Annotated in this window: 11 protein-coding genes; 6 read left to right on the forward strand and 5 right to left on the reverse strand. The window is 45.5% G+C overall.

Annotated elements, in window-relative coordinates:
* Nucleotides 1-24: 24 nt before the first annotated feature.
* Nucleotides 25-846, forward strand: coding sequence for a TIGR03899 family protein (locus tag K5609_RS18260; protein ID WP_221074881.1), 822 nt, complete (start codon nt 25-27; stop codon nt 844-846).
* A 53-nt stretch (nt 847-899) separates the two neighbouring features.
* Here the strand turns inward: K5609_RS18260 and K5609_RS18265 are convergent, their stop codons facing one another.
* Genes K5609_RS18265 through K5609_RS18275 form a run of 3 tightly spaced genes read right to left on the reverse strand, consistent with a single transcriptional unit; the run spans nt 900 to nt 5,138 of the window.
* Nucleotides 900-1,652, reverse strand: a complete 753-nt coding sequence (locus tag K5609_RS18265; RefSeq protein WP_221074882.1) for a phosphoadenylyl-sulfate reductase — start codon at nt 1,650-1,652, stop codon at nt 900-902.
* Entirely contained in the window at nt 1,645-3,348 is a 1,704-nt protein-coding gene (cysI, locus tag K5609_RS18270; RefSeq protein ID WP_221074883.1) for an assimilatory sulfite reductase (NADPH) hemoprotein subunit, read from the reverse strand. Before cysI ends, K5609_RS18265 begins: the two co-directional genes overlap by 8 nt.
* On the reverse strand, nt 3,348-5,138 hold the full coding sequence (locus K5609_RS18275; RefSeq protein WP_221074884.1) for an assimilatory sulfite reductase (NADPH) flavoprotein subunit: 1,791 nt from the start codon (nt 5,136-5,138) through the stop codon (nt 3,348-3,350). The genes cysI and K5609_RS18275 overlap by 1 nt, the downstream gene beginning before the upstream one ends.
* A gap of 213 nt (nt 5,139-5,351) precedes the next feature.
* Here K5609_RS18275 and K5609_RS18280 point away from each other — a divergent pair, with 213 nt between their 5' ends.
* From K5609_RS18280 to K5609_RS18300, 5 genes are all read left to right on the forward strand, one after another.
* Entirely contained in the window at nt 5,352-7,154 is a 1,803-nt protein-coding gene (locus K5609_RS18280; protein ID WP_221074885.1) for a sensor histidine kinase, read from the forward strand.
* 14 nt (nt 7,155-7,168) lie between these two features.
* Complete coding sequence (locus K5609_RS18285; protein WP_221074886.1) at nt 7,169-8,518, forward strand: sigma-54-dependent transcriptional regulator; 1,350 nt, start codon at nt 7,169-7,171, stop codon at nt 8,516-8,518.
* 200 nt (nt 8,519-8,718) lie between these two features.
* The gene (locus K5609_RS18290) at nt 8,719-9,699 is read left to right on the forward strand and encodes a TRAP transporter substrate-binding protein (RefSeq protein ID WP_221074887.1); all 981 of its coding nucleotides are present in this window, start codon (nt 8,719-8,721) and stop codon (nt 9,697-9,699) included.
* A 71-nt stretch (nt 9,700-9,770) separates the two neighbouring features.
* Complete coding sequence (locus K5609_RS18295) at nt 9,771-10,307, forward strand: TRAP transporter small permease (protein ID WP_221074888.1); 537 nt, start codon at nt 9,771-9,773, stop codon at nt 10,305-10,307.
* A gap of 24 nt (nt 10,308-10,331) precedes the next feature.
* Nucleotides 10,332-11,729 carry a TRAP transporter large permease gene (locus tag K5609_RS18300; protein WP_221074889.1) on the forward strand — a complete coding sequence of 466 codons (1,398 nt, stop codon included), beginning with the start codon at nt 10,332-10,334 and terminating at the stop codon, nt 11,727-11,729.
* Nucleotides 11,730-11,782: 53 nt separating this feature from the next.
* Here K5609_RS18300 and K5609_RS18305 read toward each other — a convergent pair whose 3' ends face one another.
* On the reverse strand, nt 11,783-12,229 hold the full coding sequence (locus tag K5609_RS18305; protein WP_163133269.1) for an acyl-CoA thioesterase: 447 nt from the start codon (nt 12,227-12,229) through the stop codon (nt 11,783-11,785).
* Between the two features lie 60 nt (nt 12,230-12,289).
* Nucleotides 12,290-13,636 (reverse strand): PEP-CTERM-box response regulator transcription factor, encoded by a 1,347-nt coding sequence (gene prsR, locus K5609_RS18310; RefSeq protein ID WP_221074890.1) that lies wholly within the window; start codon nt 13,634-13,636, stop codon nt 12,290-12,292.
* Nucleotides 13,637-13,657: the final 21 nt, after the last annotated feature.

A 13,657-nucleotide genomic window follows, 5' to 3' on the forward strand; every position in this document is an offset into this window, starting at 1 on the left:
AAATGAGGCAGCGAGGAGCATTTCATGTCAGATAAGTCGATCACTGAGAACAAAAATAGCCAAGTTGAGAACAGCAAGCTGCAACTAGCCAAAATAGCCAAGCGGCGTGGTTTAGATGCTTTGCTACATAAAGAAAAAGCAGCGTCTACTTGGTCACAGCGAGCCCAAGCCAGGGTTACCGTTGAGCTAGCCACTCAGCAAAAAAATCTAGAAAATATTTTTTACTTTGCAGCACAAAAAACTAGCGAACAAGATGTGGGCAGTGAACCCGACGCCGATTGGATGACGGAATTTTTGCAACTAGCGAGCAATACTCAAGTTAAATCAATGCAAATGTTATGGGCCGACATTCTTAGCCAAGAACTTGCGACGCCAGGCAGTTTTTCAGTAAAGGCCTTACGCACTCTTAAGCTTATGACTCAGCGCGAGGCAATGTGGTTTCAAACGGCTTGCGAATTAAGCTCTGTGCTTGGTGGTGAATCCAACAACAAAATACTCACTGGTGTGGCAAGGCCTGCCAGTAACTTAGGCTTGGTAAGAGCAAAAATAGATAAAATTTCGCTTGGCCAGCACCGCATGCCTTACCACCATATTCTACAGCTCACTGACTTAGGCTTAATATTTGACCGAGAGCTTGAAATCCGCCCCTCTGCGCATCATGAAACGCCATTAAGACACGGGCAAGCCCACTATGCCTTAAAGCCGCGCTTTAAGGGCTCTCGACTGCTTTACCATCGCTTCACTCCCATTGGTGATGAGCTAGCTAAACTGATTACCACACAGCCTATTGCTTCTTATCAAGAGCATTTAGAGCAACTATTACATAGCTATTTTGAGCTGCACTAAGCCAAGATCAAAAAACGCGGCTAAAGCCGCGTTTTTGTTTAACTCTGGCAACTTTAAATACCGCTGCCAGCCACTTCTTCGTGTAAACCACATTCTCGCTTCAAACCAAAGAAGCGAGTATCTTCTTCACTCATTCCCGCTTGCAGTGGCTGTGACGTTTGCACGTCTCCCACCGACACATAACCTTGCTCCCACAAAGGATGATAAGGCAAGTTGTGCTCTTTTAAGTAGTAGTGCACATCTTTATTACTCCAATCGATAATGGGTAATATTTTGAAGGCACCGTTTTGTATTTGCAGCACCGGTAAGTCTGAACGAGAAGACGACTGACTGCGACGCAAACCCGAGAACCAGCTCTTAACGTCTAGCTCTTTAAAAGCGCGCTGCATAGGCTCAACTTTATTCAAGGTGTTGTATTGCTTTAAGCCTTCAACACCTTGCTCCCAAAGCTTGCCAAAACGCGCTTCTTGCCAGGCGTTAGACTGATTCGACTGATATACCTGCAAGTTCAGGTTTAGGCGTTCAGTTAGCTCGTCAATAAAACGATATGTTTCAGGAAACAAGTAGCCAGTATCGGTAAGTATTACCGGAATATCGGGCTTGATTTGCGTCAAAAGATGCAAACTAACCGCTGCTTGAATGCCAAAGCTAGAGGTCAATACCACTTGCTGCGGCAAGTTCTCTAGGGCCCAAGCTGCACGTTGTTGTGCAGTCATCGACTCAAGTTCATTGTTTAATGAAGATAACTCGGCATTTCTTAACTCAACTGGGAGCGACTGAAGTTGCTCCAAATCTAAGCTAGTCATGAAAATCCCTAACGCTTACTTTTACTTCAGCGACAATTCCAGCACGAATTACAAAGTCACCAAAAGCTTCATCTTGCTCACGCTCTTTAGCCCAGCGAGCAATTAAACCGTCTAATTCAGACAAGATTTCTTGCTCACCAATACCCTCTAAATAGAGTTTTGGAATACGTGTTCCGCTTTGGTTACCACCTAGATATAAGTTGTACTTGCCTGGTCCTTTGCCCACCAAGCCTGCTTCGGCAAGCATTGCGCGGCCACAACCGTTAGGACAACCAGTTACTCGCAAAATAATGTGCTCATCGTTCATGGCATGTTTAGCCAATAGCTGCTCAACATCGTCCACTAAGCCAGGCAAGTAGCGCTCTGCTTCTGCCATTGCTAACGGGCAAGTTGGAAATGCCACGCAAGCCATCGAGTTTACACGCTGGGCACTGTGGCTATCATTAATTAAGCCATGTTCACGTGCAAGCTTTTCTATTTTGGCTTTGTCTTTCGCAGGCACACCAGCAATCACTAAGTTTTGATTGGCGGTCATGCGGAAATCACCTTTGTGAATTTCAGCAATTTTGGCAACGCCGGTTTTCAAGGCCTTTTCTGGGTAATCTAGCAAGCGGCCATTTTCAATAAACACTGTTAAGTGGTACTTACCATCAATACCTTCAACCCAACCAATACGATCACCCCGAGAGGTAAACTCGTAGGGGCGACTTGCTTCGAAATTAATGCCAGCACGCTTTTCAACTTCTTGCTTAAAGGTATCGCTACCCACACGGTCAAGCGTGTATTTGGTTTTAGCATTTTTGCGGTTAACTCGGTTACCCCAATCGCGCTGCGTAGTTACCACTGCCGCAGCCACATCTAAGGTTTTATCAAGAGGAACAAAACCAAAGTCATCGGCGCGACGCGGGTAAGTAGACTTATCACCGTGAGTCATCGCTAGGCCGCCGCCTACCAATACGTTAAAACCTACTAACTTGCCGTTATCAGCAATCGCGACAAAATTAAGGTCATTAGCGTGTACGTCAATGTCATTATGAGGCGGGATCACTACCGTGGTTTTAAACTTACGTGGTAAGTAGTTTGAACCTAAAATCGGCTCTTCTTCACCACCTTCAACCTTTTCACCATCTAGCCAAATCTCGGCGTAGGCGCGAGTTTTAGGTAATAAGTGCTCACTGATTTTCGTAGCCCACTCGTAAGCTTCTTGGTGCAGTTCAGATTCAACCGGATTACTGGTACATAATACGTTTCGGTTAACATCACCGGCGGTTGCAATAGAATCAATGCCAATACTGTTAAGTGTTTGGTGCATTAATTTAATGTTTGGCTTTAACACACCGTGAAACTGGAAAGTTTGACGCGTGGTTAAACGAATACTGCCATACATAGTGTGGTCGGTAGCAAACTTATCAATGGCCAACCACTGCTTAGGCTGAATAATCCCACCTGGCATACGCGCACGTAACATTACATTGTGCAGCGGCTCTAGCTTTTGCTTGGTTCGCTCGGCACGAATATCACGGTCATCTTGCTGGTACATACCGTGGAAACGAATTAACTGAAAGTTATCTGCTGTAAATCCACCAGTGATTCGATCACTTAGGTCAGCTTCAATAGTGCCTCGCAGGAAGTTACTCTCTCGCTTTAGGCGCTCATTATCTGACAACTTGCCTTCAACAATTAGATCCGAACTCATTAGTAAACATCCTTTTGGTAACGCTTAGCGCTGCGTAACTGTTTTAAATACTCTTCTGCTTGCTCAGGGCTTTGTTTGCCTTGCTCAGCAATAATATCGATAAGGGCTTGGTGAACATCTTTCGCCATGCGGTTTGCGTCACCACAAATGTATAGGTGGGCACCTTCTTCTAACCATTGGAAAACTTCTTCAGCATTTTCTCTTAGGCGATCTTGCACATAGATTTTCTCCGCTTGATCACGCGAGAATGCTACGTCTAACTTACTTAACAAGCCTGATTTCAAGTAGCCTTGCCATTCGGTTTGATATAAGAAGTCTTGAGTAAAGGTTTGGTCACCAAAGAACAACCAGTTTTTGCCCTCAGCATCGCTGGCATCACGCTGTTGCATAAATGCGCGGAATGGCGCGATACCCGTACCTGGACCAACCATAATTACCGGCGTATCAGGGTTGCTTGGCAAGCGGAAGTTGTCGTTATGCTCAACAAATACCTTAACTTGAGCGCCTTCTTCAGCACGTGCACCTAAGAAACCAGAAGCCCCACCCAAGCGCTGTTCATCACCTTGTTGGTAGCTCACTACACCAACCGTTAAATGAACCTCTTCTTCTACTTCTGCTTGTGCAGAGGCAATAGAGTAAAGTCGCGGAGTAATTTTACGCAAAGCATCAACAAAATCTTGTGCAGCCACTTTGGCTTTTTTCTCTAGCAATACATCAATCACTTGATGATTAGCGGCGTACTCTCGCAGTTTGTCTTTATCGGCAACCACAGTTTGTAGCTTTTTGCTGGCAGACCAATTAGCCCAAGCTTCAACAAAGGCGCCACTAGTTTGAGTAATTTCTAACTTTTCAGTTAGTGCGTCGGCTAAACTAAATTCTTGCTCGTCAATACTAACGGTTTGGTCTTCTTTTAGACCTAAACGCGCGATAATTTTGGCCACTAACTCGCGGTCATTTTCAAACCATACACCTAAAGCATCACCGGCTTGGTATTGAATGCCTGAATCAGCTAAATCAATTTCAACATGGCGAACATCTTTCGCTGAATCACGACCAGTGATCTTCTGGCTTAAGCTCAATTCAGCAGCATAAGGGTTCTTTTTATTGTATTGACTAGCTGCTGGAGCGTTTACCGGCAAGCTAACCACCGAGCCAGTCGCTTCTGCGCTTAAGGTTTGCTTAACTTCGGCTAATGCTTGCTCAGTCCAGCTGGCAGCGTCTTTGTCATAATCAACATCACAATCAACACGCTCACATACACGCTCTGCGCCTAAAGCAGCTAAACGCTCATCAAAGTCTTTACCGGTTTGGCAGAAGAACTCGTAGCTTGAATCACCTAAGGCCAATACGCTGTACTTAAGGTTATCTAGTTTTGGTGCTTTCTTAGAGGCCAAGAATTCATGGAACTCAATCGCGTCATCGGGCGGCTCGCCTTCACCGTTAGTACTGGCAACAATCAGCAAGTGAGTTTCGTTCTTCAGACTTTTTGCTTTGTAATCAGCCACATTAACAACTTGAGCATTAATATCTTGAGCTTGAGCAGCAGCATGCAACTCTTCTGCAACCCCTTTAGCATTACCCGTTTGAGAAGCGTAAAGAATAGTTAGTTTGCCCGCAGGTTGTGCTTGCGCAAGCGGTGCTAATTGCCCCGCGTTTTGTCCTACGCCCGCTAGGTAACCACTTACCCAAGCGAGTTGAGTTACCGACAGCTCAGCCGTTGCCTGTTGCAGCAGGCTAACCTGTTGCTCAGACAATGGGCTAGCCAATGACGAAAGTTCCTTTAACAGCATTTTATCGCACCCTAGATTCACAATTGCAGCTAGTCTACTCAAGCACGCCCTAAGACAATAAAGAATAAAAGGGGATTTTTTATAACCGTAGGTAATATATGGTCGGCTAAGATCGATAAATTCGTTCACAATTTACACTATGTGACTGAACAACCAGCAATATCTGCAATTGTTATATAAGCTTATTTTATTGCCTTATTTAATTGGTTCGCGATGGAACAGCGTTCAAAAAACCAAATGTCATTAAAGCAGAAGCTGTTGTTGGTACTGGGTTGGTTGCTACTTTTGTTACTGGCCGGTGTCACCGCGCAATACCAAGCAAAGCAACAGCAACAAAGCCAATTACTTGAAGAGAGCCAACGCTTACAACGCAGTATTCAACATGAGTTGGATAGATTCAGGAATTTTCCGAAAGTACTGGCGATTCAACAGCAATTAATTGAGCCACTAAGTCTAAACGTCACTAGCCAGCGCCGCCACGCGCTCAATCTTTATCTACAACATATTAATGAGTTGCAAGGTAGTGACGTTACCTATTTGCTAGACCCCAGTGGCATGACTTTAGCTTCCAGCAACTGGCAAAGTGCCCGCTCGTTTGTTGGCAGCAACTACAGTTATCGGCCTTATTTTCAAACCGCTATTTTAGGTAAGTATGGGCAGTACTTTGCTTTGGGCTCTCGTTCGGGCATTCGCGGCTATTATTTTTCGGCCCCCGTAAAGCTGCAACAGCGAGTTATTGGGGTACTAGTGGTAAAAGTCGCGCTTAACATCATTGATAAAAGCTGGCGTGATCCTAACTTTGAATACCTGCTTACCGACAAACACGGAGTGGTGTTTTACGCCTCAAAAGCGCACTGGCTGTATAGCAGTATTAAAGCCTTACCTGAGTCTTTGCGCCAACAACTGATCAACTCTCGCCAATATGGCGAACACCAGCTAACAAATATGGCGCAAGACCTACGTCCGAATAGTATTAATCTGCCCAATTATGGCGGGCAACGGGTTAATTATATTAGTACCAACCGCGTGCTCCCCACTGCCGGCTGGCGGCTATATGCCTTGTCCAAGGACAGTGGTTATAAAGGTGAGATTGCCGAGGCGCTGTTTTTAAGTTCACTGTTTTATCTAGGTGGGGTATTGCTTTATTTGTATTGGCGCCAGCTTCAGTTGAGCCGATTAATGCAAGCTCAAGCTAATCAACAATTAGAGGTAAGTGTGCAGCAGCGTACTACCGAACTCACCCAAAGCAACCAGCAACTACAGCAAGCCATTGATGACTATCGACGTACTGCTAACACCTTAAAGAAAACCGAAGGTGAACTGGTGCAAGCAGCCAAACTAGCCACGCTTGGCGAGCTCTCTGCTGGTATTAATCATGAACTAAATCAGCCTCTCACTGCCATGCAGAGCTATGCAGAGAACGCCCTGCGTTTTCAACAAAAGCACAATCATCAGCAAGTCACCCACAACCTACAAGACATCATCAAGCTCACCTCCATGATGAGCAAAATGATTGCCAAATTTAAAATTTTCTCGCGTAAATCCAGTGGGCAAACCAGCGCAGTATCTAGCGCGGTATCAATTAACGCTGCATTATCGATACTAGCAAATCGTATCGTATCTAACGGGATTAAAATTGAGTTTAGTGGCCAAGATGAACAGTGGGTTAAAGCTGAACCGATACAGCTGGAACAAGTCCTCATTAACCTGATCAATAACGCCATCGATGCCCTAGAAGGTATGCAAAATGCCCGCTTAGGCATTCGCCAATATCAGCAGGGAGGTTGGCAATGCATTGCCATTTGGGACAATGGCCCAATGCTCAGTGAGGAGCAACTTCAACGTATTTTTGAGCCCTTCTTTACCACTAAAAAGCAAGGCTTGGGTTTAGGCATGGCAATATCTAAACGTTTAATCGAGTCTTTTGAAGGCGAACTGAGCGTGAGTAACTTAGCGGATATTGGCCCTGAGTTTGTTATTCGTTTACGCACTCACACCCCACCCGCTAATAGTTAACACTAGAGGTAACTGTGTATACACCGGTAATAATCATCGATGACGACCCCGATATTTTGCGCTCTCTGGGACAAACTTTAGAGTTAGAAGACTACGAATGTCTGCGCTTTGAAAATGCCGAACAGGCTTTACGGCAAATTAAACCTACCTGGCCAGGCGTAATCATTTCAGACATCAATATGCCAGGTTTAAGCGGCTTAGAGATGATGCAACAAGCCCATCAAATTGATGCCGATTTACCGATTATTTTGCTTACCGGCCATGGTGATATATCTATGGCCATTAAGGCGATACGCGATGGTGCTTATGATTTCTTAGAGAAGCCTTTTTCCACCAGCCACTTGTTAGATGTTCTGCAAAGAGCCATAGAAAAACGCCGCCTCACCTTAGAAAACCGCGAGTTAAAAGCCGAACTAGATGCTCAAAGTGGCCCAGGACCACGGATACTTGGCTCTACGCCTGCAATCACCCGCATGCGCAAAATTCTTAGCCATATTAAAGATACCCCTGCTGATGTATTAATTCATGGTGAAACAGGCACCGGTAAAGAACTGGTTGCGCGCTTTTTACATGACCATAGCGTGCGCGCCAAACAGCCTTTTGTGGCGATTAACTGCGGCGCAGTGCCAGAGACCATGATTGAAAGCGAGCTTTTTGGTCATGAGGCTGGCGCATTTACTGGCGCCCAAAAAAAACGCATTGGAAAGATAGCCTTTGCTAACCATGGCACCTTATTTCTAGATGAAATTGAAAGCATGCCAATAGCACTGCAAATAAAGTTACTCCGAGTGCTAGAAGAGCGCAGCGTGGAACCTTTGGGCAGTAATCAAGCCACTTCTCTTAACATTAGGGTCATCGCCGCCACCAAGAGTGATTTACAAGAACTAGGTGAGCAAGGTAAGTTTCGTAGTGATTTGTATTATCGCCTAAACGTGGTTGAGGTACACATTCCTGCCTTGAGAGAGCGCAGTGAAGATATCCCGCTGTTGCTGGAAAACTTCCTACGAGTAGCCGCTGCTCGCTATCAACTTAACAGCCCAGAGGTATCACCCGGCCGTCTTGCGGAGTTAATGAACCATGATTGGCCTGGTAATGTGCGTGAGCTGAGAAACTTGGCAGAACGTTGGGTACTGATGGGCGAAGAAGCCGCTTTTAATGAGAGTAACAACCACCAGCAATCACTCAACCTGGCCGAGCAGCTTTACCGCTTTGAACGCACCCTATTGCAAGATGCCTTACAACGCCATAATGGCCAACTAAAAGCGGTACAAGAAGAACTGCAAATAGGTCGTAAAACCTTATACGAGAAAATGAAGAAGTATCAATTGGACAAGGGTGACTACAAAGATAATGATACTTTTTAATGGGTCGAAACCGACCCATTAAGCCAAAGCTCACGGGGGGAGATCCCCCCATTCCTCACCAAGAAAATTAATCTCCCGCTGTAGAAAGGCATAACTAAATCAAGCTATTCAAACACTTACCAGAATCATGAAAACTTGGCGTGCTGCTTGCTCTAGGGTTTAGCGTTGTAAACAACTAACCCTAGACAAGGACGGACATAATGAAGCTATTAGCAAGCACGCTCGCCGCTTTAAGTTTTGCATTTGCCAGTACCCTAAGTGCTGCGCCTATCGAGCTAAAATTTTCACATGTTGTTGCAGAGAACACCCCTAAAGGTCAAATGGCCTTAAAGTTTAAAGAGCTCGTCGACCAACGTTTACCGGGTAAAGTAGAAGTGAAGGTTTACCCTAACTCTCAGCTTTACGGAGATGGTAAAGAGCTAGAAGCCTTACTGCTAGGTGATGTGGAGTTGATATCGCCCTCTCTATCTAAATTCAAAAAATACACCAAAAAACTGCAGGTCTTCGACCTACCTTTCCTATTTCAAGACATGGCAGCAGTAGAGCGCTTCCAAGCGAGTCCCTCTGGCCAAGAACTATTATCTTCACTAGAGAGCAAAGGCTTAGTGGGTTTGGGCTACCTGCACAACGGGATGAAGCAGCTATCTGCTAACGAGCCACTTTATACACCAGCCGATGCGAAAGGTAAGAAATTCCGGATTATGTCTTCCGATGTATTAGCTGCTCAATTTGAAGCCGTTGATGCTGTGCCGCTTAAAAAGCCCTTTTCAGAAGTATTCACCCTACTACAAACTCGCGCCATTGATGGACAAGAGAACACTTGGTCGAACATTTACTCAAAAAAATTCTTTGAGGTTCAAGCCAGCATTACCGAATCAAACCACGGTGTATTGGACTACTTAATAGTAACCTCTGCAGAGTTTTGGCATGAGCTACCCGACGACATTCGCAGCGAGTTAAAAACCGCCTTGGACGAAGCCGTTGCGCATGGCAACCAGATTGCTGCGCAAAAAGCCGATAAAGATAAAGCCAATATCATGGCTTCAAACCGTTCAGAAATCATTTCATTAAGTCCAGAGCAACGTCAGCAATGGGTAGAAGCAATGAAACCGGTTTGGCAGCAATTCGAAAGTGAAATTGGCAAAAACATTATTGATGCTGCAGTAGCGGCCAACCAATAACAGAGTTGGCGTAAGGTCCCCTCGCCTTGCGCTAACTTCCCTTGGTTTTGGCTCTTCGATAAGGACATCACATGACCTTTGTTACTTGGTTTCGCCGCTTTGAAGAAAACTTCATCGCATTCTTGCTGGTCGCCATGACGCTGCTGGTTTTTGTAGAAGTAATCATGCGCTTTGTATTCAACTCTGGCATCCATTGGGTGCAAGAAGTCACCTTGTACTGCTCGGCCTGGTTAGTACTTCTTGGTGCCAGCTGGGGTGTGCGAGAAGGCGCCCACATTGGTGTAGACGCCTTTGTCAAAGTGCTGCCTCCCACTCAACGTAAGTGGCTAACCTTAGTTGCCTTAGCGCTGTGCTTGTTTTACTGCGGCTTATTTATGTATGGCTCTTGGGTATACCTAAGCAAGCTGGCCCGCATCGGCATTGAAATGGAAGACCTTCCCATCGAAAAATGGAAAACCATGAGTGTATTGTTCATTGGTTTTGTATTGCTGGTAATTCGGTTTTTGGAAGTGGGCTGGAAAGTATTCACCAACCAGCAAGATGGTTTTCATTTGGCAGACGAAGCCAAGGAAAGCATGCAACTCGCCGACGAACTAAAAAAACAATAAGCGCTTGCGGCAAAGGAACTGACCATGACAACTTTTACTCTGTTTATTCTACTGTTTGTTTGCATGATTATTGGTATGCCCATCGCCATTGCGCTTGGGTTTGCCAGCATGACAACCATCCTTTTATTTTCAAACGACTCCTTGGCATCGGTAGCATTAAAGCTATTTGAAGCCACCTCTGAACATTACACTTTATTAGCCATTCCCTTCTTTATTCTGTCATCCGCCTTTCTTTCTACTGGCGGAGTGGCTCGCAGATTGATTAACTTCGCTATGGATAGCGTGGGGCATATTCGTGGTGGCTTAGCCATGGCCTCAGTATTAGCCTGCATGCTGTTTGCTGCGGTATCTGGCTCAAGCCCTGCGACCGTTGCGGCCATTGGCTCGATTGTGATTGCGGGTATGGTGCGCTCTGGCTACCCAGAATCTCTTGCTGCGGGGGTGATTGCCAATGCAGGAACCTTAGGCATTCTCATCCCGCCTTCGATTGTAATGCTGGTGTACGCTGCTGCCACCGAAGTCTCAGCTTCTCGGATGTTTATGGCCGGCTTTATCCCCGGCATCATGATGGGCACGATCTTGATGATTGCTATCTACATTGTTGCGCGGATTAAAAACTTGCCCGCTCAAGCCTACCCTGGTTGCAGGAAGTGGGCAATTTCAGCACTAAAGGCCACTGGTGGGTTAATGCTGATTGTGATTGTACTTGGCTCTATCTATGGAGGTGTAGCCAGCCCAACCGAGGCGGCATCGGTTGCCGCAATTTATGCATTTTTAGTTTCGGTATATGGCTATCGGGATATCGGCCCGATTAAACATCAAGCGTGGCAAAATGAGGGTGAAAACCTTGGCGCTGCTATAGGCCGAAACTTATTGTTATTCCCCATTAGCATTTTCAAGTCGGTAAGCGACCCTGAGGTACGTCAAGTATTAAAAGACGCCGCTAAAGTGAGCATAATGCTGCTGTTTATCATTGCTAATGCCATGTTATTTGCTCATGTATTAACTACCGAGCGGATCCCGCACATGATTGCGGAGTCGATAGTTGCTTATGGCCTGCAACCTTGGGCATTTTTGGTGGTGGTAAATATCTTATTGCTGATTGCCGGTAACTTTATGGAGCCCTCAGCCATCTTGCTGATCATGGCTCCCATTTTGTTCCCTATTGCTACGCAACTTGGTATCGACCCGATTCACCTTGGGATCATTATGGTAGTGAACATGGAAATCGGTATGCTTACACCACCTGTTGGTTTAAACCTCTTTGTTACAGCGGGGATAACTGGAAAGAGCATGGGATGGGTGATTAAAGCTTGCTTACCTTGGCTAAGCCTATTGTTGTTCTTCCTGATTCTGATTACTTATATTCCGCAAATATCGCTATTTTTGCCGGAGTACATCGACCGACTTAACGGCTATTAACCTTACGTACCAACAAAACAAAGGCCTGCAAATATTGCAGGCCTTTTTATCGTTTAGGCTTTTTCCATTCTACGCTGGCGGCGTCGCAGCGCATCATTAAATCGCCTTTTAGCGACTTCGGTGCTTGGCTGTAACGGCGGTACCTCAGCAGAATTGCCTTGCTCATCAACTGCAACCATCGTGAAGAAACAAGAGTGAGTGTGGCGAACCGTTTGCTCTTTAAGATTCTTGGCAACTACTTTTATGCCAATTTCCATGGAAGTGCGACCGGTGTAATTTACCGAGGCCAAAAAGGTAACAAACTCGCCTATCTCCACCGGGTTCTTAAATAATACTTGGTCTACCGATAGCGTTACCGCGTAATTTCCACAATATTGAATAGCCGTGGTATAGGCCACTTCATCCAACTTTTTCAACATGGCTCCACCATGCATCTTACCGGAGAAATTGGCCATCTCTGGGGTGACCAATATATTCATTTCTGTTTGTGACTTGTCCATGTGGGGCCTAATTTAGTAACTACAACAAGCGACTCTCGCCGCTTTACAAACAAACCGACCTTAGTCAGTTTTTAAACCATATTTATCGAGCAAAGAATACAAGGTTGGGCGAGTAACACCAAGCAGACCAGCTGTATTAGAAATATTGCCGTTGCTTAGCGCTAAGGCTTTATTAATCGCTTGCTTCTCTGCCGCTTCACGCACATGGCGAAGATTCAGCGCCAGTTTAACTTGCTCTTCATCGCCAATCGGCAAGGCCAAGTCATCTGCGGTAATCTGCTTGTTATCAGCCATGATAACCGCCGACTTCACCTTGTTTTGCAGTTCTCGAATGTTACCCGGCCAACGGTGGCTGCTTAAGGCGGTAATGGCATCGTCACTAAAGTTATTAATATTGCGCTGCATTTGCTTGTTATAGTTTTGCAAGAAAGCCCGTGCTAATAAAATCACATCTTCACCGCGGTCGCGAAGTGGCGGGATGTTAATGGTGATCTCACTGATTCGGTAAAACAAATCTTCACGGAACTCTTTTTGCTCAACCATGTTTTGCAAGTTTTGGTGGGTTGCACAAACAATTTTCACATCCACCGCTATTTCTTTGCGCCCGCCTACTCGCTCCACCACTTTTTCTTGCAAGAAACGAAGAATTTTAGCTTGAAGCGAATAGGGCATATCGCCAATTTCATCTAGGAATAAGGTACCGCCATTGGCGCACTCAATTTTACCTTCGGTGGTTTTATGTGCCCCAGTAAATGCACCTTTCTCAAAACCAAATAGCTCACTTTCTAGCAAGTTCTCGGGGATAGAGGCACAGTTAATAGCAATAAAAGGTTGGTCTTTGCGCGGGCTTTGTTGGTGAATAGCGCGAGCTAATACTTCTTTACCAGTACCACTTTCACCTAGCAATAACGTGGTTACCTCGGTAGGCGCAATACGCTCCACCATGCGGCAGACTTTCTGCACTTGTGGTGAGTTGCCTAAAAAGCCGTTGTTATCTAATGAGGCGCCCTTCAGAGTTTCATTTTCGAGCTCTATATTAGCAACCCAGAATGCCCTAGCGATAATCACCGACATGGTGTCGTCGTCAATCGGCTTTTGATAAAAATCATGTGCTCCCATCGCAATCGCACTTAGAGCGTTCTCTTTATCTTCGTTACCGGTAATAACAATAACTTTGAGTTTTGGGTTTAACTCCAGCATTTCTTTTAACGTCGCCAGGCCTTCACTGGCATTTGCTTCATCTGGCGGTAAACCCAAATCTAAAGTCACCACTTTAGGTTCATAACGACGTAGAGCAGTGATGGCTTCCTTTCTATCACCGGCAATAATCACTTCGTAGTCACTAAAGCTCCACTTTAACTGCTTTTGAATACCCGGGTCGTCTTCAACAACCAGTAACGTTTCCATGTTATTTCTTCCATCAGCTTT

The sequence above is a fragment of the Agarivorans aestuarii genome (assembly GCF_019670125.1).
Lineage (GTDB): Bacteria > Pseudomonadota > Gammaproteobacteria > Enterobacterales > Celerinatantimonadaceae > Agarivorans > Agarivorans aestuarii.